19 protein-coding genes are annotated in these 22,649 nt (G+C 32.0%); 2 read left to right on the top strand and 17 right to left on the bottom strand.

Annotated features, from left to right (window positions below; translation table 11 throughout):
• Positions 1–12: 12 nt before the first annotated feature.
• From HM981_RS12230 to HM981_RS12205, 6 genes are all read right to left on the bottom strand, one after another.
• Positions 13–1,959, bottom strand: coding sequence for a DUF3857 domain-containing protein (locus tag HM981_RS12230; RefSeq protein WP_179339083.1), 1,947 nt, complete (start codon positions 1,957–1,959; stop codon positions 13–15).
• Positions 1,959–3,329 carry an exonuclease domain-containing protein gene (locus tag HM981_RS12225; protein WP_179339146.1) on the bottom strand — a complete coding sequence of 457 codons (1,371 nt, stop codon included), beginning with the start codon at positions 3,327–3,329 and terminating at the stop codon, positions 1,959–1,961. The genes HM981_RS12230 and HM981_RS12225 overlap by 1 nt, the downstream gene beginning before the upstream one ends.
• Before the next feature lie 55 nt (positions 3,330–3,384).
• Positions 3,385–4,047 (bottom strand): YggS family pyridoxal phosphate-dependent enzyme, encoded by a 663-nt coding sequence (locus HM981_RS12220; RefSeq protein ID WP_179339082.1) that lies wholly within the window; start codon positions 4,045–4,047, stop codon positions 3,385–3,387.
• A 41-nt stretch (positions 4,048–4,088) separates the two neighbouring features.
• Complete coding sequence (locus tag HM981_RS12215; RefSeq protein ID WP_179339081.1) at positions 4,089–5,327, bottom strand: DUF1015 domain-containing protein; 1,239 nt, start codon at positions 5,325–5,327, stop codon at positions 4,089–4,091.
• A gap of 75 nt (positions 5,328–5,402) precedes the next feature.
• Entirely contained in the window at positions 5,403–6,293 is an 891-nt protein-coding gene (locus HM981_RS12210) for a 3-hydroxyacyl-CoA dehydrogenase family protein (protein ID WP_179339080.1), read from the bottom strand.
• 181 nt (positions 6,294–6,474) lie between these two features.
• Positions 6,475–7,434 (bottom strand): Gfo/Idh/MocA family protein, encoded by a 960-nt coding sequence (locus tag HM981_RS12205; RefSeq protein WP_179339079.1) that lies wholly within the window; start codon positions 7,432–7,434, stop codon positions 6,475–6,477.
• A 333-nt stretch (positions 7,435–7,767) separates the two neighbouring features.
• Between HM981_RS12205 and HM981_RS12200 the strand changes: the two genes are divergently transcribed.
• Positions 7,768–8,409 carry a protein-L-isoaspartate(D-aspartate) O-methyltransferase gene (locus HM981_RS12200; protein WP_179339078.1) on the top strand — a complete coding sequence of 214 codons (642 nt, stop codon included), beginning with the start codon at positions 7,768–7,770 and terminating at the stop codon, positions 8,407–8,409.
• 65 nt (positions 8,410–8,474) lie between these two features.
• Here the strand turns inward: HM981_RS12200 and HM981_RS12195 are convergent, their stop codons facing one another.
• From HM981_RS12195 to smpB, 6 genes are all read right to left on the bottom strand, one after another.
• Positions 8,475–10,322, bottom strand: coding sequence for a Xaa-Pro dipeptidyl-peptidase (locus HM981_RS12195; protein ID WP_179339077.1), 1,848 nt, complete (start codon positions 10,320–10,322; stop codon positions 8,475–8,477).
• A 209-nt stretch (positions 10,323–10,531) separates the two neighbouring features.
• Positions 10,532–11,545 (bottom strand): TQO small subunit DoxD, encoded by a 1,014-nt coding sequence (locus HM981_RS12190; protein WP_179339076.1) that lies wholly within the window; start codon positions 11,543–11,545, stop codon positions 10,532–10,534.
• 72 nt (positions 11,546–11,617) lie between these two features.
• Positions 11,618–12,001: a hypothetical protein gene (locus tag HM981_RS12185; protein WP_179339075.1), complete on the bottom strand. Its 384-nt coding sequence runs from the start codon at positions 11,999–12,001 to the stop codon at positions 11,618–11,620.
• Between the two features lie 50 nt (positions 12,002–12,051).
• Entirely contained in the window at positions 12,052–12,570 is a 519-nt protein-coding gene (locus tag HM981_RS12180; RefSeq protein WP_179339074.1) for a hypothetical protein, read from the bottom strand.
• A 9-nt stretch (positions 12,571–12,579) separates the two neighbouring features.
• Positions 12,580–15,045 carry a DUF5686 and carboxypeptidase regulatory-like domain-containing protein gene (locus HM981_RS12175; RefSeq protein ID WP_179339073.1) on the bottom strand — a complete coding sequence of 822 codons (2,466 nt, stop codon included), beginning with the start codon at positions 15,043–15,045 and terminating at the stop codon, positions 12,580–12,582.
• Positions 15,046–15,287: 242 nt separating this feature from the next.
• Positions 15,288–15,746 (bottom strand): SsrA-binding protein SmpB, encoded by a 459-nt coding sequence (smpB, locus tag HM981_RS12170; RefSeq protein WP_179339072.1) that lies wholly within the window; start codon positions 15,744–15,746, stop codon positions 15,288–15,290.
• Between the two features lie 219 nt (positions 15,747–15,965).
• Here smpB and HM981_RS12165 point away from each other — a divergent pair, with 219 nt between their 5' ends.
• Positions 15,966–16,751, top strand: coding sequence for a DUF6503 family protein (locus tag HM981_RS12165; protein WP_179339071.1), 786 nt, complete (start codon positions 15,966–15,968; stop codon positions 16,749–16,751).
• Here HM981_RS12165 and HM981_RS12160 read toward each other — a convergent pair.
• The 5 genes from HM981_RS12160 to clpB all read right to left on the bottom strand — a co-directional run bounded on the left by HM981_RS12160 (position 16,737) and on the right by clpB (position 22,465).
• The gene (locus HM981_RS12160) at positions 16,737–17,252 is read right to left on the bottom strand and encodes a phosphoglycerate mutase family protein (protein ID WP_179339070.1); all 516 of its coding nucleotides are present in this window, start codon (positions 17,250–17,252) and stop codon (positions 16,737–16,739) included. The two genes, HM981_RS12165 and HM981_RS12160, sit on opposite strands and share 15 nt — an antisense overlap.
• A 159-nt stretch (positions 17,253–17,411) precedes the next feature.
• The gene (deoD, locus tag HM981_RS12155; RefSeq protein ID WP_179339069.1) at positions 17,412–18,110 is read right to left on the bottom strand and encodes a purine-nucleoside phosphorylase; all 699 of its coding nucleotides are present in this window, start codon (positions 18,108–18,110) and stop codon (positions 17,412–17,414) included.
• 27 nt (positions 18,111–18,137) lie between these two features.
• Complete coding sequence (gene deoC / locus HM981_RS12150) at positions 18,138–18,800, bottom strand: deoxyribose-phosphate aldolase (protein WP_179339068.1); 663 nt, start codon at positions 18,798–18,800, stop codon at positions 18,138–18,140.
• 511 nt (positions 18,801–19,311) lie between these two features.
• Entirely contained in the window at positions 19,312–19,692 is a 381-nt protein-coding gene (locus HM981_RS12145; protein ID WP_179339067.1) for a hypothetical protein, read from the bottom strand.
• Positions 19,693–19,858: 166 nt separating this feature from the next.
• Positions 19,859–22,465 (bottom strand): ATP-dependent chaperone ClpB, encoded by a 2,607-nt coding sequence (gene clpB / locus HM981_RS12140; RefSeq protein WP_179339066.1) that lies wholly within the window; start codon positions 22,463–22,465, stop codon positions 19,859–19,861.
• Positions 22,466–22,649: the final 184 nt, after the last annotated feature.

The raw sequence follows: 22,649 nt of genomic DNA, 5'->3' as shown, positions 1-22,649 counted from the left end.
CAAAAACTTAAATTATTGCTTTTCTAGAATAATAATAGTGTTGTTTTGAAGCTCTACAACTTTATCCATAAACGATTTTAAATAGGGATAATATTCTGGTGCATAAATTGGCAAGTTAAATTTAACCTTAAAGTATAGTATAAGATCATTTTCGTTAAGCTTAGTATTAAAAAATAGTATGCCAGAGTTATTTGGTAATACAACATTAACGGCATCTGGAATTTGTTTAACTGTTAAGCCATCAGTAAGGTTTATTTTTATATTGTAGTTGTAGATATCTTTATATCCAAAATCGATGGGATAAGTTCTTTCCTGAAGCTTAAAAGGATTCTCTTCAAAAAATTTAATAAGAAAAGGATTGAGGTAGATTTTGTTACCAATATATTCGGGTTCAAAAGAAATATCTATTTTTTCTTCAAAACTTGACTGCGTTTTATCAAAATTTTTCACCTCATGATTATCAATGGTAAAGTTGTTATAAGTATTAATTTGATTTTCTAAATAGGAAATAGGATTCTCATCGAATTCTTGCTTAGGCTTATGCGAATGGTATCCTGTAAATTTATTTTGGACGTTACCTGTAAATTCGTCCTTTTCGAAAGCGGTTAATTCAATGCGATGTGTACTTAACGAGTAATCTTTAACTGCAATATTTTCCCAATGACTACCATCTTCAAAATCAATTAGTCGTCCATATTGATTTAACGCTTTAAAAGGTAACTCTCCAAAGGCTAGATATGGGCTTGTAGCATCTAAAAAATAATCCTCGTCATTTATTGTTGTTTTTAATATAAGATAATTATACTCAGAAAGTACAGGGAATAATTTGGTAATAAAACCATTATTACGTGTAGACATTAATATAGGAAAGACTTTAAAATCTTCACTGTCTAATAAATTTTCTAAGAGTAAATTAATTTCAAAAGTACTTCCTATATTTTCTTTTATTAATTTTTTAATTGAAACATCATAGCGTTCAGATTTACCATTCCATTTGTAATTTTTTAGAACAAATTGATATATAGCATTTGCTTTTTCTAGCGGATCTTCTATTGAAGTTATTTCTATAGGAAGCAGATTTTTTACAAGACTTTTTTTACTTACTTGTTTACCAAAATCAGAATCTGCTTTTAATTCATGGTCTGTATCTTTCCATGTTTTAGTAATTTTATCTACACTTCCATCAAAACCTTGAACAACACTGAGTTCATATTCAATTCTAGCTGTATAGTTAAGAGCCGTTGTCGTAAAATCTTCTAATTTATAAGCAGGAATGTCTTTCATAACATACCTACTAACTGTGCAGTCTGCAGTGCCACCTCTACCAACATCTAAGCAGTTGTGTTTTATTTTGGCTTCATTTACAGCTAATGGAATTTCGCCTACTAATTTTACATGATAATCATAATTCCCAGGAATACTTGTATTGTATTCACTGTATAAAACAGGATCTGATCCTTGAAAATACCAAGGTTGGTATTTAGCCATGAATCGAGATTGGGTTTCATAGCTGTAGGTTAAAACACTACCAACCTTTACATTGGGTAAAACAAATTTAACTAAGATATATTTTTCGTTTTCTTCTCTAAAAATGGCACTCTTTGAAAGTTGTGACTTCACCATTTTTCCATTTTCAAGATTGTACGTTGTGCCTTTTATATTTTCAATTTTTTCTGTAGAAGATTTACCTTTATATAATTTTACTTCAATTTCACCTTTATTTAAACCATCTAATCTTAATATTTTAACCTTTTGCTTTATTTGTACTCTTAGCCAAAACGTTTCACTATCTACAAAACTATTCCCATAATCATATATAACTAAAGCATCCGCTGTTGAATCTTTTTTATAGCTATTTAATTCTAACTCACTTTGAAACACTTCCATTCCAATATTATAGTCTTGAGATATGCCTATAAACGAGATAAATAATGTTATAATAAATAATTTTAATTTCATTATTCTTTTGTTAATTCAACAATTTTAAGTCGCTTATTACGTCTCATATAACTTTGTATAATATGCTGTGTATCTCTATTATTTTCCATTGGAATAATGATAGACTTAAGAATAGCTCTATTATTTATTTGATGATTTAAGTTAAAAAAGCCCATGCCTTTAAATATGCCATTTTCAATTAAGAATACACTTTTTTCATGAACATCACGACCTTTATCAATAATGAGCATGTCTTTATTCTCATAGCTATATTTTTCTATAAGTGATTGTACGCGTTTATTGTAAGCATCTGCAGGTTCCTCATTTACACAAGCCCCTAAACATTCTTTTACATCATATTTAAAACAACTTGTTTTTGTAGCATAAAGATCTGTAAGTTTCTGGCATAAATTATAAGTGTCCACAGCTTTAAACATAAAGTGTTTTCCACTTGCTCTATTATTAAAGGTTGTAATTGGTTGTTCGTCTTTATTAGACTTATCAATATAAAGATTTATATAGCCATTTTTATCTGTAGAACTGTAGAGTGCATGTGTAAAAATGGTTCTTCGTAAGGCTCTATTAAAAATAGGTTTGTTCACCTTAATTTGAGCACTTTCCTTTAATAATGCGGCTAATTCACTTCCTGTTTTATCATAAGTCACTGTACTAACTAGTCTCTGAATTTTACGAGATTTAGAATTGGTACCTGTAAAGTGTTGCGTAATGCGTTTTCTTATGTTGTTGCTTTTTCCAATGTAAATAATTTCACCTTCATCATTATGAATATAATAGACTCCTGTATCTGAAGGTAAATCGTCTATAATTGTTCTAAGATTGGAAGCGATGTTAGATTTCTTTTCAATTTTAATAGCTTCTTTAACAATGATTTTGTCTAAATCTTTATTAAGCAACATCTTAAATAAAGTAACCGTTGCCATTGCATCTCCGTTAGCTCTATGTCTATCGCTCATAGGAATACCAAGAGCACGTGTCAATTTCCCCAAACTATAAGATTCCATATCAGGAATAAGTTCTTGGGAAAGCTCTACTGTACACAATGTTTTTCTTTTAAAAGGGAATCCTAGACGTTTAAATTCGGTTTTAAGGATTCTATAGTCAAAAGACGAATTATGAGCCACTATAATACAATCTTCAGTAATTTCTACGATGCGTTTAGCAACCTCATAAAATTTCGGAGCATTTACAAGCATTTTAGAATTAATACCAGTAAGATTCACTACAAATGGCTGAATTTCTCGCTCTGGATTAACTAATGAGATAAATTGATCTGTTACCTTACGACCATCAAATTGGTAGATTGCAATTTCGGTGATGCCTTCTTCATTAAATTTCCCACCAGTGGTTTCTATGTCTAGTATTGCGTAAATGTGATTTGTGCTTTATGGTTAATTAGAGTCTTTAAAATAAGGAATATAAATAAAACTAATTGCTATAATTCCTTACTCCAAATATACTACTTCCAACGCGAACCATTGTACTTCCGCAGTCAATTGCTAATTTGTAATCTCCACTCATTCCCATACTTATAGTTTTAAGTTCTGGTTGAAGTGTTTTAAGTTCTGAAAATGTGTGATTTAGGAATTTGAATTCTTTTTCAATTTGAGTTGTATCATCTGTAAAAGTTGCCATTCCCATAACACCAACAATGCTAATGTTTTTTAATTCTGAAAACTCATCAGACTGTAAAAGGGCAGAAGCATCAGCAGCAGACATGCCGAATTTACTATCTTCTTCAGCGATTTTAATTTGAAGTAAACAGTCTATAATTCTATCATGTTTTTTGGCTTGCTTGTTAATTTCGTTTAATAATTTAAAACTTTCAACTCCGTGAATTAAACTTACAAATTCAGCCATGTATTTCACTTTATTGCGCTGTACATGACCAATCATATGCCACTCAATATCTTTTGGCATTACGTCATGCTTTTCTGCCATTTCTTGGATTTTGTTTTCTCCAAAAATACGCTGACCAACAGTATAGGCTTCCATTAAATCACTAACCGGTTTGGTTTTTGAAACCGCAACTAAAGTGACGTTTTTAGGTAAAGTAGATTTTATATGTTTGAGATTTTGTTCTATGCTCATTTTTATTTTTTTGTTAAAAAGACATTTGATTAAACGTCTTTTCAATATTCATAAATAGTAATTCCGCTTCGTAATTTAGGCAGAATATACGTGCTTTTTGGTGGCATGGTTAAGCCTTCATCTGCAATTTGTTTCATTTGTTGCACGTTTGAAGGACACATACCAAAGCCAACTTTAAATTCGCCACTATCTACGCTACTTTTTATGGTAATCATTTCGTGTTGTCCATTAACATAAGAAATTCTATTGTCTTTTCTTAAATCATTAATACCTAAAATAGGTTGAAGTATGGTTTTATATAACAACTGTGCATCTAATTGGTCTAACGCCGTATTAAATTTATAAGCTGTTTTACGAAGATAAAGCGAATAAAACTCACCATCTAAATACATACTAAAATGATGTGGTTTTGATGGACTATATGGTAGCAAGCCTCTGTTTTCAATTCGGAATGACGTATCAAGTTGAATTAAAAATTCTTCCTTAGTTAAATGATTTAAATCTTTAATTAAGCGATTAAATTCATGAATAACTAAACTAGATTCCGGAATTAAATACGACATAAAGTAGTTGTAAGATTCACTACCATTATGATTTGGGTTTTTCGCCTTTTCATCTTTGTATAATAAGTAAGATGATGACGATCTATGATGACCATCTGCGATATAAATAGTTTCCATGTGCTTAAATTCATTTTGAATCGTTGCAATAGTATCCTCATTATCTATTTTCCATAAATAATGGGTATCTCTATAGGTCATGGTGAATTCAAACTCTGCATAACCTTTTTGAGTTTCCGTTATAATCTCTGCAATTGTAGCATTATCAGGATAAGTGAGTAAAACCGGCTCCGCATTAAAACCAACAGTTTGCAAGTAACTTTTAAACGTTTCTTCACGTTTAGCAATGGTGTCTTCGTGTTTTTTTATGATATTATTTTCATAATCTTCAGCACTTGTTGCTGCAATAATGCCACTAAACACTTGTCCATGTCTATTTACAATTTTATACACATAAAATGATGGTTTTTCATCTTGAATAAAAATACCATCTTCTTTAAATTCTAAATATCTATTTTTAACTAAACGATAGCGTTCTTCGCCTTTAACTTCTTGAGCGTATTTGTAACCAGGATTTACAATATGAAGAAAACTATACGGATTATAAGCCATTCGAGATTCACGCTCATCTAAAGTATAACTTTGATAAGGCCGTGCAGCAACAAGACCAACAATTGCTCTTGTTGGTTTTACGGCTTTGAATGGAATGACATTGATCATGAAAATAGTATAAAGTGTAACGTAAAAAGGATGCAATCTTTAATTAAATACCAGGATTCGCTAGAACCAAATTTTTTACTTCAAAAATTGCTTAGAAACCTTCTCTGCTTTTCTGCTTTCAGCATAATCATAAAAACCTTCTCCAGATTTTATACCTAGTTTTCCTGCCATAACCATATTAACCAATAGAGGACAAGGTGCGTATTTTGGATTTTTAAAACCATCATACATCACATTTAATATAGACAAACAAACATCAAGACCTATAAAATCGGCCAATTGTAATGGACCCATTGGATGTGCCATTCCTAATTTCATAACGGTATCAATTTCTTCAACACCAGCAACTCCGTTATAAAGGGTTTCAATAGATTCGTTAATCATTGGCATTAAAATACGGTTGGCAACAAAACCAGGATAATCATTTACTTCTGTTGGTACTTTTCCTAAAGTTTTAGATAATTCCATGATTATAGAAGTCACTTCATTACTTGTACTATAGCCTCTAATGATTTCTACTAATTTCATAATGGGAACAGGATTCATAAAATGCATACCTATAACTTTTTCAGGTCTAGAAGTCACTGCGGCAATTTGAGTAATAGATATCGAAGACGTGTTTGTGGCTAAAATGGTATTTTTATTACAAACCTCATCAAGTTGTTTGAAGATTTTTAGTTTCAAATCTAAATTTTCAGTCGCTGCTTCAACAACTAAATCGGCATTTTTAACACCTTCTTCTGTACTCGTAAATGTTGAAATATTTCCTAAGGTTTCAGCCTTATCAGCTTCGCTTATGCGTTCTTTAGCAACCATTCTGTCTAAATTTCTAGAAATGGTATCCATGCCTCGTTGTAACGAAGCGTCGCTAATATCAATTAATTGTACTTTAAATCCTGATTGTGCAAACGTGTGAGCAATGCCATTTCCCATGGTTCCTGCACCTATAACTGCTATGTTTTTCATAAATAAAAAGCCCAAATTAGCCTTCCTAAAGTGAAGGAATTCTTACGTGGGCGAAATAAGAATTTTGTTAATACTCAATTTAATTTTAAATATAATTGAGCGTTTATTTTGTTGAAATAATATTAGAATCGAGATTCACTTTACATTAAAAATGAATCTCGATAGCTATAAATAAGTACTATTAAAATTGATTAATAATCATGTTAGCAACACGTAAAGCTTCAGTACCATCATGAAGTGTTACAATGGGCTTCGTGTTATTATTAATGGCATCTGCAAACGTTTCTAATTCATCTAAAATGGCGTTGTTGTTTGCTATTTCAGGATTATCAAAATAGATTTGCTTTTTAATGCCTTCCGCATTTTGAAGAATCATATCAAAATCACCAGGATTTTCAGGTGCATCTTTCATTTTTACAACTTCACATTTCTTTTCTAAGAAATCGACAGAGATATAAGCATCTTTTTGAAAGAATCGTGTTTTACGCATGTTTTTTAATGAAATCCGGCTTGCCGTTAAATTGGCAACACAACCATTTTTAAACTCTATACGTGCGTTGGCAATATCTGGTGTATCGCTAACCACAGAAACTCCACTTGCAGAAATTTGTTTTACCGTAGAATTTACAACACTTAAAATAATATCAATATCATGAATCATCAAATCCAAAACCACAGGCACATCTGTACCACGAGGATTAAATTCAGCTAGCCTATGACATTCAATAAACATAGGATTTACAATTTGATCCTTAACACCAATAAATGCTGGATTAAAACGCTCTACATGCCCAACTTGACCTTTAACACCGTGTTCTGCGACTAAAGTTCTAATGGTTTCAGCTTCTTCAACGGTATTAGTAATAGGCTTTTCAATGAAAATATGTTTTCCTTTTTTGATGGCTGCTTTAGCACAATCATAATGAGAAAGGGTAGGAGTTACAATATCTACAACATCTACGGCATCTAATAAATCGTCAATAGAATCAAAATATGTATAACCAAATTCTTCTACAACGCGTTTTGCATTTTCAGGATCTGCATCGTAAAAACCGACAAGATCATATTTTTTAGATTGGTTAAGTAACCTTAAATGAATTTTACCAAGGTGACCAGCACCAAGAACACCAGCTTTCAACATGTTTTTCTGTTTTTAACAAAAATAGTCGTTTTCGCTCAGAAATTGAAAATATAAAATGTAAAATAATGCGAAATTGATAGGCTTTTGTATTGAAGTATGATGTTTAAAGATTTACGTAAAATTAGAAAGTATAAAACTGCGATTTATTTATGGTAAGATTAAAATGTGAAGTAACTATTTAAGGTTTAAGAAATCAACATCTAAAGCGTAATGATCTTATAATACTAATCGCAATTAGCCTTGTACTTTTAAGTCTAAGGAAGAAAAAAATGAAGACTTATGAAGTTGAAATTTAATTTTTTTGAAGTATTTTTACCTTAAACTAACTACGCTTTGAAAGACACATTTAAGCATCAAGGAATGCGCCAACAACTTGTTGAAACTCTAATAAATAAAGATATAAAAGATAAAGGAGTCTTAAAGGCAATTGGTAAAATTCCGAGACACTTGTTTATGGATTCTGGCTTTATAGACCATGCCTACCAAGATAAAGCGTTTCCTATAGCTGCAGACCAAACCATTTCACAGCCATATACTGTAGCTTTTCAATCTGAATTATTAAAGGTACAACCAGAAGATAAAGTTCTGGAAATTGGAACAGGAAGTGGTTACCAAACAGCGGTGCTTTTAGAGCTTGGTGCTAAAGTTTATAGTATTGAACGTCAGAAGGAACTCTTTAAAAAAACATCTAAATTTTTACCTAAAATAGGCTATCGCGCCAAACAACTTATATTTGGAGATGGTTATAAAGGCTTACCTGTAGAAGCTCCCTTTCAAAGTATAATTGTTACTGCAGGCGCACCTTATGTTCCTAATCCGCTTTTAAGTCAATTAGCAATTGGCGGACGCTTAGTTATTCCTGTAGGAGATAAAGTACAGGTCATGACATTATTTATAAGAAAAGGACCAAAAGAGTTTGAAAAACATGAATTTGGCGATTTTAGATTTGTCCCTATGTTAGAGGATAAGAATTAGGTTATTCTTAATACAAATTTTGCATCGTACTTAATAAAAGTCATTCCAACTTACAAAGCTTAAAATTAATTAGTAGCCTTAATAAATGCATCTTTTCCTCCAACAATTGGTAAGGACAATGTCGTTTGGCCTCCTATTTTAATGGTTAATTCAGTTCCTGCTTTGGGATGCAAGGTGAATTCTTTATCACTAGAAAATATCATTAGACCAATTTGTTGACCTGCTTTAATAATTTGATCGTCTGGTTGTAAGTCAAAAGTTACAGTGTAAAATGTAGCAGGTTTTAAATCTTCTTCATGAGTTAAAGACTTATAGTTTTTAGGATCTGCCCAACCACGAGTTATTATATTATCTGTAATCTTAATGTCTTTACCTTCTTGCCAAGGTAATGAGACTAACCAAACCGATAAATTCGCTGCGGCTTTATTACTCGCTAATGTTACAGTAACTTTTGGGACACCAGAAATATGTACATCTTGCTTTAATTTCGGAGTTACATATAGTAATCTGTTTTCAGAAGTTTCAGCAGTAGCTAAATCTTTACCCGAAAAGTTCACATCATCGATTAGTTTTTCAGTAGCTTCTTTCATTTTAGTGTCTAAATGAAGATGTCCAGCTGTATGTCCTCTTACTGTTAGATTAAAAGTAACATCTGAAGCCTCTGGATTTGGATAATCTTTATAAGCTGTTGGTTCTTGTGGATTATCGTATTCTCTAACGATATAGGCTTTGTTTTCTTCTTTTTCAACACCATTATCAATACCATGAAGATATTTTGTAAACCAACGGTTCATCATCGTCGTTGGAGGTGGTCCACCATGGCCATTTTGATGATAGTAAATCTGTGTAGGTAATCCTTTTTCTTTTGCGGCTTTGTAAATACGGTAACTGTGCTCTGGCATTACATTCCAATCGTTAAAACCATGAGACATTAATAAAGCAGCTTTCATGTTATCCATTTGATTAAGGTAATCTCTTCCTGCCCAAAATTCGTTATAATCGCCAGTTTCTCTATCCATACCGTTTTTCATTTCGGTATCTCTTATGGTTTCGTTATTGTATGGTCTGTTTTCTTCTTTCCCACTATGTACAAAATCATAAAGGACATCAATATCTTCACCTAAATAACCACCAGGCGAACGTACTAAGCCATTAGAACGGTAATAATGATAATATGAGGTATTTGGCGCAATAGGAATAATAGCTTCTAAACCTTCAACTCCTGTCGTTGCAGCTGCTAGAGGTAATGTGCCGTTATAGGATGTGCCTGTCATTCCCACTTTTCCTGTAGACCAATAAGCTTTAATTTCTTCGCTACCTTCACGTTCGGTGTAACCTTTCGCTCTGCCACACAACCAATCGATTACTGCTTTTGGAGCTAAGGATTCATTTTCTCCTCCTATAGTTGGTGCTCCATCAGATAAACCAGTTCCTGGTGAAGAGGAATGTACTACGATGTAACCTCTAGGAACCCATTTTCTTAAGTGAGAGTTTGAAATTATTGGTCGTTTTCCTCGTCGTGTGACTTCAGGGTGAACACGTTCTTTTGCTGTTTCTCCTAATTCTATATCTACATCCCACATAACTCCAGGTAAATCTGCAGCTACACCAGCAAAATATGGGCTAGTGACATATATAATGGGTAATTTTAAACCTTCGGTTTCTGTTTGTTCTGGTCGTGTTACCGCAACGTGCATACGATCTTGTTTGCCATCTCCATCAGTGTCAAATTCTGTTTCGACCCATAAATCGTGTCGAATCCATTTATTTGTATCACTAAAAGCTTCAACAATTTGAGCTTCGCCATCTTTAAAAATAGGGACAGCCTTTTCTTTAGATTGTTGTGCACAACTTGTTATTGAAATAAATAAAGTAATAATTAATGCTGAAAGGGATTTTAAAGCGAGTGTCATGCGGAAATTATTTTGAGATATGTTTTGATAAAAATAGGTTGAATAAATTAAAACCCAAATAAGTGCAATCTATTTTTATTCTCAATTCAATTTTTTATCATGGTTCTTTAAAATTTTATCAAATTGATTAAGTTGATTTTTTAATAAATTAAAACTCCTAAAACGAATAGCAAGAAGCCACAATTTTAGGAGTTGTTATTTTTAATCTACTATTTAGTTATTTGATGTTCCCAGCTATCTCCACTAATATCAGTCATTTTTAAAGTGTAAGTCCCTCTTGGTAAATTCTGAATGGTAGACGTATTCAATTTTAGTTTAGCTTTTGCACCTAAAGGCACAATTAAACTGTGCTTTCCGGATTTAATTTTTGCGATATAATAATTATCTATGGCTTGTTTTGGTAAGGTTGCTAATTTTTGTTGTGTATAATTTACAACCACATTATTTTGTTCATCTTTAAGCTCTATTCCAATAATCCAAGCTCCATAAACATCAACACCTTCAACTCTAAAGACATCAAAAGAAAGTTCGTTTTTATCCAATTTTCCTTCTGTAATTTCAAGTTTAGGTTTTACAGATTTGTTGTGCAAAGTTCCCCAAAGTCCACCATGAAATACTTGATTGGTGTATAATGTTAAACCAAAAATTAAAAATGAGCCTATAATTACAACTTTTGAAAAAGCACGATCTCTAATAGGTAGTAAACCAGAACCTAACCATGCAAACCATTTCTTTTTGGTGAAAGCTACATTTTTAGTCAATAGATAATTATCTAAAGATAAGCGTCCACTTCCTGTTAAAAATAATAGAAACCCTGTGGCAATACCAAGTACTCCAATTTGCCATTCATCTAAGCAAGTGGTTCCAATCCAACCAGAACCTAGAAGTATACCCATTGCTAGACCAAACACACCAATACTCATTAGTCTTGTAAATAATCCGAATATAATAAACAAACCAACAAGACCTTCAATAATAGTAAAAGCGACCATATTGTAATATAGTATATCTGGATTCTCAACTAAATATTGAATCATAGGCTTTATGCCTAAAGCGTTTGGTAGAAAGTGATTAAATTTTTCGCCAATGTAACCAGGAAGTTCTGGATCTAATTTATTAGCTAAAATTGTGCGTCTAAAAAATGCTGAAAAGTAAGTCCAACCGATGACCATTCGGACTCCAAGGGCTAAAAAACCCGAGTCGTTTTTAATATGTAAATTCATTTTGTTATCTATAATGTAATTAATAATTTTCTACTAGCTAAGAATGCTAGATTTAAGTCTGAAGAAAATTAATTATAGATACGCTTTGTTGTTTTGAAAGAGAATATAGTAAGGAGCTAAAGGTGGAATTTGTGCTCTAGCATTGTAATATTGGCTTATTGGTCTTTCTGAAAGCGCAATAAATTGGGTGGTGAATTGAGATTTTTTAACCAACGCAGCTTGTAACGTTTGTAGGCTACTTTTTGAATTTGAAATTACAGTTGTGGCATTGGTAGATATATCACAAGTACCACTATTTAATGCTGATAAACTTTTGTTTGAAACTTCTGTTTTGGGAATCTCAAAAACATCTTGAATTGAGTTTCTAACTTTACATGGAGAAAATACCAATAGCAGGACCAACCCCATAAAGGATAGGAGTGAGGTTTGCTTTTTTATGAGGTTTAAAATTTTCACGGTGTAAATATGAGACTTAGATTTTTGGGTTGTTTTAAAAATATGTTAATTTAATTTTTTGGTAAATACGTTTTAGGAATTTTATGTTCTTTAGATTCTTGCATCCAATATAAATTAACAATCCACCAACGTTTTCCGTCATTAAATAATTGAATACTGTTTATACCTCTCATAAATGGTTTTTCGTCGGCTTTACTGTTATAAGTTTCATACGTACTAAAAACATGAGTAATATTTCCGAAAGTTTGCGTTTCTCTTTTAATTTCCAATTCATGAAAACCATTTTCTACTAACCATTGCCCAGAAGTTGTTATATAATCTTCTGTGGACATGTAACGTACAGTTATTTCTTTTTTTTGATTTTTGCCTGTTGGAATCAGTTTAGCGTCTTTTTTAAATAAATGTTTAAACAAGTCCCAATTGCGTTCCTCTCCTTTATCTCCTGAGATTACGGCATATAACGTAGCGATTGTGCTATCTAATGTTGCAACGTTTTTAGAATAGTCTTTTTCTTCTTGGGCATTAAGTCCAAGTGTAAAAAGAAACAAAATAATACATACTTTTTTCATCGTATAAAGTTAAAATAATTTTAAACCAAACAAAATCGCATCGCTTTGAAATCCGCTTTGGTAAGAACGCAAATAATCTACTCTTAAAAATCTCCATTTTCCCCAACCAATATTATCTACTCCAACTGAATATTCTTGATAAGGTTTAAAATCTGGTGTTGCTAATAAATGTGCTCCGATAACTAAATTGAAATTCAACTTATTCAATAAAGGTATTTTGCCGAGTAAAAAACCATTGAAGTCATGTTCTACATGACCTTCAAAATAAGCATCATTGGTACTCGCAGTATAATAATCTAAATTATTAAATACGTTGTTGTAATTTCCTTCTGTACTAACATGTGTTTGGTTACCATTAAAATGTTGGTAATCCATAAACGCAATATCATCAGCATTAAAAAACTTTCCTGCTTTAAGGTTATACATAAGTCGACCTTTATCTTTTACGTTAAACGATTGTATAAGGCTGGCTTTGATTTGGTCAAAATTATAATCGCTATTGGTGGCGCCAAATCCTTTTTCATAACCTAAGTACAGGGTTGGGTAATCGTCGTTACCAACATTGTATTTAGCATCAGGATAGCTTAAGTATTCTTGTCCAAAATTAATACGTGCATCAATATTTCCTTTTACAATGTTGTGTGTTTCAAAAGGCGCAATACCAAAAGCTGTTTCGTTTAGTGGATTGTTACTTGTGTAAACATCATTTTCTTCATTTATAAAGGTTTGATCTGTGGTGTTAAAAAGTGCTTTTCGTCTTTCGTAACTCAAACCTGCGTATAATCGAAATCCATTAAATAGCTCTTCGGAATAATTAAGAGCGACATAACTTTTATCATACAGTTTGATGTAATTATCTTCAAAAAACAATGTGCTTACGGAGTTGATTAATGGAGAAATAGGATTTGAAGGATTAAATTGTTCTGCAGAAACCCCTCCAGACAACATTAAAAAGGAATTACTAATACTATTGAATTTATAAGTTAACGCACCTGTAGCTCGTAAGCGTTCGTCTGAAAATCCGTATTGAATATTTCCGCTTGCTCTAAAAAAGCGTTTAAATTCGTCGTAATTTTTTGTGTAAAATACGTTGGCATTAGCGGTATAACCCTGAACGGTATTAAATTGTACTCCTAAAAGTGGAATATCATAACCCAAGCGATAATCTTTATGAGAGTTTTGATACGTGTAACCTAAGATACTACTGAGTTTAAATTTGTTTCTTACAGTATCTATAGAATCTAAATAAGGTTTAGACTCGCGTAGAATTTGAATACTATCTTTTTTTACGTAATCTGTACGTTCTTCAGCAGTTAAAGGCACAGGTCTAATGGCATTCCAAAATATAGAATCTTTTTTATTCGCTTCTTTTTCAAAAGCTACTATTTCTCGGTTAAAGTCTTTTCTAGTGAGTCCTGAATTAAATTCGTAATTACTATAGATGGCTGTAAAACGTCCTTCTCCTTTAATTCCAAATAAGGCATATTTAAAATCGATACTTTGTGAAATTTGAGCCCAAATATCATCTGTTACAGAATAAGAAAAACTCTGTTGTAGAGAAATAATATCTACCATAGGAATACGCGCTTGTGTTCCTTTAATGTCCAATTCTAAAGCATAAATAGTCCATTGGTCTTCTACAATGTATATGAAGCCAGAAAAAACAGGGTCATTTTTTCGTTTTGGAGTGACTTTAACCTTGTTTATTAGATTCCCTCTGTCATCATAAAATACACCTTCAAGCTTATAACGATAATAGCTAAAAGCATTATTTGCAATTGGTGAGATAATTTCATTACCAAAGTTAATGGTGTTATTGTAAAAATTATAATCGACATCTAATGCGCTGTTAAAGCTAAAGCCATTACTATTTCCACTAACTTTTGACGCTGTAATTTTTTCTTTAAGCTTATCAGGGTTTAAAAACTGAATTTTAGAAATCGTTTCAGATAAATAAATAATGCCACTTCTTGTAGAGTCTAATCCGCCTCCTAAGTCTCCAACATCTTGACCCATTATTTTTTCGGGGGCATCTTTAATTTTAATTAAGCCTCTAGAATAGAAATCGGCTTTAAAAGAATTAATTTTATCAAGATTAGCTTTACGTTGGTTAATGGCTTGTCGCATTATAGCATTAGCAGGATCGTCATTGGCATCTATTAGAACTTCACTGAGTGATACTGATTCTTCTGTTAATGTTATATCTAATTCATATGGAAACGTAGTGATGTTAATTTCTTTTTTTACCGTTTTATAACCTAAATAACTATAAACAATAGTATAGGTTTTTGGTACTGAAATATTAAGCTCGTAATAACCGTTATCATTGCTCGTAGTGCCTTTGTAGGTGTTCTCTATTAAAATATTTACAAAAGGAAGTGCTTCGTTATTTTGATCTGTAATGTTTCCTTTAATTTGTGCAGATAGAATAGTGCTAAAAACTATAAAAAGAATACTGAGTAGAGGTTTTTGCATAGTGGCTTGATTGATGATTGATTTTAAGATCTAATAATAAGGTCAGTTGTAACAAAATCTATGCCTTAATAAAAACAAAATTAAAATTTAAGTCAAGATTTTATAAATGAGCATACATTTATATAGACGCTATTAATTGGATAATGGTTGCTTATAGTTTTAAATAAATCGCAAGTTATTTACAATCTATGTATCAAACATAGACTAAAAATAGAAGTATAAAAGTTATAGCAGTCTTAAAGTTATCGGAAATCTTTCTTTATACGGTCTAAGTTACGCTTATTGTCACGATCTTTAATCGTTTCTCTTTTATCGTAGAGTTTTTTACCTTTTGCAAGTGAAATTACTAATTTAGCAAGTCCTTTTTCGTTAGTAAATAAGCGCAATGGAATAATGGCAACACCTTTAACGTCCATTTCTTTTTTTAGCTTCTTAAGCTCTTTTTTATTGAGCAATAATTTACGTACAGCCTTTGGTCTATGGTTGTAATGCGTACCATATTTGTATTCTTCAACCGTCATATTAACAACAAACAATTCACCTTTGTCATTAAATTCACAGAAACTTTCGGCAATAGATGCTTTACTAGATCTAATAGATTTTATTTCAGTTCCAGTAAGTACAATTCCAGCAGTATATTTATCTAATATCTCGTACTGAAATCTTGCTTTCTTATTTTGTATGTTAACAGTTTTTTGCATGGATGGCAAAGATAGTAAAGTAAGGTTGAAGTTTGAAGCACGATCAAGGAACTTTTTTTTATCAAATTTTACATGTTTAATTTAAAGTATAATATCGAGGATAGCCTGCGAATTATAATCATTTGTATATTCTTCGATGATATTTCTTTAAGTTGAATTTATGATTCTTTTGTAATCTTATCTTTAGTTTTGCGACTCTAGTGAAAATTGAATTTAATTATGAAGAATTTTATCCTACTCGTATTTGTTGTTGTGCTTTTTGGCTGTAAAAACGAAAAGACTCAAGACGTTAATAAAACGGTTCAAACAGAAGAACAAACGTTAAACGCAGATGAAATTATTGTTAAATCAATAGAGGTTTCAGGCGGAAAACGTTTTGAAAACTCGAGTCTTAAGTTTGAATTTCGTGACGTGTATTATCAAGCCTTGCGAAAACAACATGAATTTCTTTTAGTTAGAATAACAGCAAAAGATAACGATTCTATTTTTGATATGTTAAGCAATGTTGGTTTTGAGCGTTATAATAATAAAGACTTCGTAGAGCTAAACGATTCTATAGCTCAGGTTTATTCTGCTTCTGTTAATTCTGTACACTATTTTTCAGTGTTACCTTATGGATTAGATGGTAAAGCGGTAAATAAAACCTTATTGAAAAGTGAACAAATTAAAGGAAAAGACTACTATAAAATTAGAGTGACTTTTAATGAAGAAGGGGGAGGAGAAGATTTTGACGATATTTTTGTCTATTGGATAAACAAAGACACGTTTAAGGCCGATTATTTAGCCTATTCATACAGAGAAGATAAAGGTTTAGGAATGCGATTTAGACAGGCTTATAATGAGCGTTACGTTAGTGGATTACGCTTTGTAGACTATAATAATTATAAATCTGAAAACTTAAAGACTCCTTTAGATAGTCTAGGTAAGTATTTTGAAGATAATAAGTTAGAATTGTTGTCTAAAATAGAGCTAGAAAATGTAACGGTAGATTTAATTAACAACTGATACTTCAGAAGTCTTACCATCTTTAGTTATAGTTACTTTATAAAGGTTAGCATTGTTATGGTCTTCAATATCCTCATATTTATCCTCGCCTAATAATGCATTTACAAACTTTGGTGTGGTGTTACTATGACCAACAATAAGGACGGTTTGCCCTTTTGTTTTTTCCATGAATTCTTCAATTTTTAAATCAGATGGGTTATAAAAGTGAAGTATAAGATCATTTGCTTTAGCTGTTGGCATTGCCGTTTCTTTAGTTCTGTTGTAATCTGTAGAATACACAGCATCAAACTTTACGGATTTAAAATGCTTTTTCCAGTTAGTTGCACGTTGTCGTCCCACTTGTAAAAGATGCGGATCACTATTAGTTTTATCTCCTCTGTCTTTTTCTGCATGTCTAATTAAATAGTAAGTAGCAATAACATTTTCATTCGCTTCTGTTTTTTCTTTACAAGAAGGGAATGCAACTAAAGTAATGAGTAATATTAGTATGAGTTTTTTCATAAGTATTTAAGACAAGATGAATTTGAATTTTATTTCAAAAGGTAAGCGACTAATTTAGTGAATATAAATTGAAAAATCTTCTAAATTATATTTGAAACTATTCATTTCATATATAATTTAGAAGATTAAAATACTTCCTATAAAAGGAAGAAAATAATATTATGCAAGCTCTAAAGCCACTTCAATCATGCCTTTAAAAGTTGTTTCTCTTTCCTTGCTAGTTGTACTTTCTCCAGTAACCAATGAATCTGATATAGTTAAAATAGCTAATGCGTTTACGTTATGTTTTGCTGCAACAGTATATAAACCTGCAGCTTCCATTTCTACACACAATACACCAAACTTAGACCATTTTTTATAAGCATCTTTATCGTCTTCGTAAAATTCGTCAGAGGATAAAACGTTACCTGCTTTAATAGCAATGTCTTTTAGTTTTGCAGCATTAACAGCTTTCATAAATAAACCAAAATCTGCTGTTGGCGCATAATCTGCACCTCCAAAGCGAAGTTCATTTACACCAGACGTTGATGATGCAGCCATAGCTAAAACAACATCTCTTAGTTTTACCTCTTTTTGATAAGAACCAGCACTACCAACTCTAATTAGATTTTTTACGTCATATTCTGTAATAAGCTCATGAGCATAAATTGATATGCTAGGAACTCCCATACCTGTACCCATAGTAGAAATTCGTTTCCCATTATAGGTTCCTGTATAACCATACATACCTCTAACTTTATTAAAGCATATAGGGTTTTCAAAAAATGTTTCAGCAATCCATTTAGCCCTTAAAGGGTCTCCTGGTAATAAAATGGTTTCTGCAATTTCGCCTTTTTTGGCTTCGATATGTACACTCATGAAACAAAGTTACGCAAACTGTTTTAATTAATATACAGCATCTGATGTGATATTATTCATCATGGCAACTCCAGACGAAGCTCCAATTCTATCCACACCAATATCAATATATTTAAGCGCAGTTTCTGCATCTCTAATACCACCTGAAGCTTTTATTTTAAGTTTATCTCTAACTGTTTTTCTCATTATTTTAACAGCGGTTAATGTTGCACCACTTTTAGAAAATCCGGTTGAGGTTTTTACAAAATCAGCTTTTGCGTCAATACAAATTTCGCAAGCTTTTACAATTTCATTTTTTGAAAGTTCGCTTATTTCTAGAATAACTTTAAGCGTTGTTCGTCCAATGGCACTTTTCATATCGCTGATCTCTTTAAGCACAGCAATATAATTCTGACTTTTAAGACGACCGATATTTATAACCATGTCGATTTCAGAAGCACCTTGGTCGATAGCCGTTTTTGCTTCAAATATTTTTGCTTCTCTAGACATTGCTCCTAACGGGAAACCAACGACTGTACAAACTTTAACATCAGATTTGCCTAAGGCTTGCTTGGCAAGCAAAACATAACTGCTATTCACACAAACGGAATAAAAATTATATTTTATAGCTTCGTTACAAAGTTGTAATATGTCTGCTTCAGTAGCAGAGGCACTTAATAAAGTGTGATCTATGTATCTATTTAAATTCATATATTATAAGTAGGGTTTTTATCAAAATTAGCCACAGTAATTTCCTACGAGTAGAGGGATTACTAGTATCAAGTCAATAAGTCTCTTAAATTTGATTGGAATTAAATAGCTCGACAAAAGTAATGATTTATCGGCTAAAGAGCTATTAAAATTTTATAATTTATAATGTCGTTTATCGAATAATTATTTTTTCAATGCAATTGACTGAATTACAGAATGTTTTTTTTGAATTTTTTAGAATGATTAAAACAATTTTGAATTGAAGTGTTACAAGTTTACTGTTTATCGATGTTTTGGTTTGAGATTAACATCGATGAAGTGTATTATTCTTCACAAATCAGACTTCGTAAATTGTAAGATTTTTCTAATTTGACATGCTTAATTTCTCGATTGTTGAAGTTTACATGCTTCCGTATTCGAGTTCGATTTTAAGTATTAAAAGGAGTGGTAAATGGATACTGTTAAGGCAACATTATTATAGTTATATAAATTAAGACAAAAAATGGAATATCTAATCGGACTTCTTAGAAATGCCATCTGCCCATTTTATAGCTTCACTTAACGTGTCAAAAATTTCAAAAGGCTTATCATAAAAATTGCCCTCAAATTCTGCGCTTTTTTTCATGGATAGCGTTTTTGGAACAATGGCGATTGCCAATAAATTAGGAATTAATTCCATTCGTGGATATATTAATGGATCTACGGAATATGATCTTATACGATTAGAAATATATACCATATCCTTTCCGCTAAAATGTTTTTGAATAATTTCGTTTACACGTTTATCTTGTAAAGCATCTATGGTAACACCTTCGTGTATTTGATTAATTACGTAATGATCGAAAATAAACACATCTGCGTAATTTAAATTGTAATATTTAATAATATTCATAGCGGGTTGCTTAATTATGGTAGCTCTGCTAAAATAGGGAATAGAATTAGATTTTATACCATAAAAAAAGCAACACGCCTTTTAATTGCTTAAAATTTGTGTTGCTTTCAACCAACCAATCAATTTATAGACTGTTTCAAATAAATAATGTTACAGTCTATGTTTCTTACAATTCTTCAGCAACCAAATCTCCTTGGTTTCTAAAGACTAATTGCCCATCGAATTCATCTAATAAAATGATACTGTCTGTTGTAACCTTACCAGCTAATATTTCTTTACTCAACTGGTTTAAAACATCTTTTTGTATCACTCGTTTTACAGGTCTTGCTCCGTATTCTGGATTATAACCTTTATCTGCTAAATAGCTTACAGCTTCTGGTGTAGCATCAAACGTAATACCTTGTTTTGCTATCATTTTAGTGATGCTCTTAAGTTGTAAACCTACAATGTTAACAATGTTTTCTTTGGATAAAGGTGTAAACATTATGGTATCATCAATTCGGTTTAAAAACTCAGGTCTTACGGTTTGTTTTAATAATGCTAATACATCTACTCTTGCAGCTTCAATGGCAGAAGGAATATCCTTAGTAGCTTCAAAACGGTCTTGTATAATCTGACTTCCCATATTAGAGGTCATAATTATAATCGTGTTTTTAAAGTCTGCAATTCTTCCTTTGTTATCCGTTAAGCGTCCTTCATCTAATACTTGTAATAAAATATTAAATGTATCTGGATGCGCTTTTTCAATTTCATCTAATAAGACTACAGAATAAGGTTTACGTCGTACAGCTTCTGTTAATTGTCCACCTTCATCATAACCAACGTATCCTGGAGGCGCGCCAACCAAACGACTTACTGCATGACGTTCTTGATATTCACTCATGTCAATACGAGTCATCGCGTTTTCGTCATCAAACAGGTATTCTGCTAATGCTTTTGCCAATTCTGTTTTACCAACACCTGTTGTTCCTAAGAATAAGAAAGTTCCGATAGGTTTTTGCGGATTCTGTAATCCAGCTCTAGAGCGTCTTACAGCATCACTAACTGCTTCAATAGCTTCTTCTTGTCCGACAACACGTTTGTGTAATTCGTCTTCTAATTTTAGTAATTTTTCACGATCACTTTGAAGCATTTTGGTTACTGGTATTCCAGTCCATTTCGCTACAACATCTGCGATATCTTCATAAGTTACTTCCTCTTTAATTAAAGATGTGCCTTGCTGCTCAGCTAATTCTTTTTGATATTTTTCGAGCTGTTCATTCGCCTCTTTTATTTTTCCGTATCTGATTTCGGCTACTTTTCCATAATCGCCATCACGTTCTGCGCGTTCAGCTTCAATTTTAAAGTTTTCAATCTCTTCTTTTATATTCTGAACGTTATCAACGACTTCTTTTTCAGACATCCATTTCGCATTCAGCTCATTTCGTTCTTCTTTAAGATTCGCTAAATCAGCTTTTAAACTTTTTAATTTCGTTTCATCTTTTTCACGTTTAATGGCTTCATGTTCAATTTCAAGCTGCATTATTTTACGGTCTAAAACATCTAACTCTTCTGGTTTAGAGTTAATTTCCATTCGTAATTTAGACGCAGCCTCATCCATTAAATCAATGGCTTTATCTGGTAAAAAACGATTGGTGATATAACGCTGTGATAATTCTACAGCACCTATAATCGCTTCATCTTTAATTTGAACCTTGTGATGCGCTTCATATTTTTCTTTAATACCACGAAGGATAGAAATAGCACTTTCGGTATCTGGCTCATCTACCTTTACCATTTGAAAACGACGCTCTAAAGCTTTATCCTTTTCAAAATACTTTTGATATTCATCTAAAGTAGTTGCACCAATAGCTCTTAATTCGCCACGTGCTAAAGCAGGTTTTAAAATGTTTGCAGCATCCATAGCGCCTTGTCCACCACCAGCACCAACTAAGGTGTGAATCTCATCAATAAATAAGACGATATCGCCATTACTTTCGGTGACTTCATTTATAACTGCTTTAAGTCGTTCTTCAAATTCCCCTTTAAATTTGGCACCTGCAATTAAAGAACCCATATCTAGAGCAAAAATCTGCTTGTCTTTTAGATTTTCTGGTATATCTCCATCGATGATTCTGTGTGCTAAACCTTCTGCAATGGCGGTCTTACCTGTTCCTGGTTCACCTACTAAAATCGGATTGTTTTTTGTTCTACGTGATAAGATTTGAAGGATTCTTCTAATTTCTTCATCACGACCAATCACAGGATCTAGTTTTCCATCTCTTGCTAATTGATTTAAGTTTTTAGCGTATTTATTAAGTGAGTTATAAGTTTCTTCTTGGTTTTGAGAGGTTACGCGATCGCCTTTTCTTAATTCTTCAATAGAAGCATTTAAACCTTTTTCAGTAACACCTTGATCTTTTAAAATTTGGGCAATTTTACTTTTAGATTTAAATATCGCTAATATGAGATGTTCAATAGAAACGTAATCATCATTCATTTTTTTAGCGATGATAGCGGCTTCGTTTAACGTTTTACTAGCCTCACGAGAGAGCATAAGGTCTCCTCCGGATACTTTAGGAAAACTTTCGAGTTCTTTGTCTAATATTTGTTGAAGCATAGGTACATTAACATTCAACTTTTTTAAGAGGAATGGTAGTACGTTTTCATCAACATTAAAAAGGGCTTTAAAAATATGCTCGTTTTCTATTTGCTGATGACCAAAACCTTGCGCAAGCTCCTGAGCTTGCTGGATGGCTTCTTGCGATTTAATTGTATAATTGTTAAAGTTCATCTTTAATTGTTTTATAGTTCGTTTAAAAACGTTTAAGCCTTTAAATCAACCTTGTTTATTGTTGTGTTTGACTATCTTTAGACAATAATCTTACCAATATTAAATTGTAAGAATTAAGCGACAAAATGTCTGTTTTGATGCTTTTTAAAATGACTTTTTGTCGGAATGTAAGATTACGAAATTG

Source organism: Winogradskyella ludwigii (assembly GCF_013403985.1).
Lineage (GTDB): Bacteria > Bacteroidota > Bacteroidia > Flavobacteriales > Flavobacteriaceae > Winogradskyella > Winogradskyella ludwigii.
This window is presented reverse-complemented; position numbering and strand designations above follow the sequence as displayed.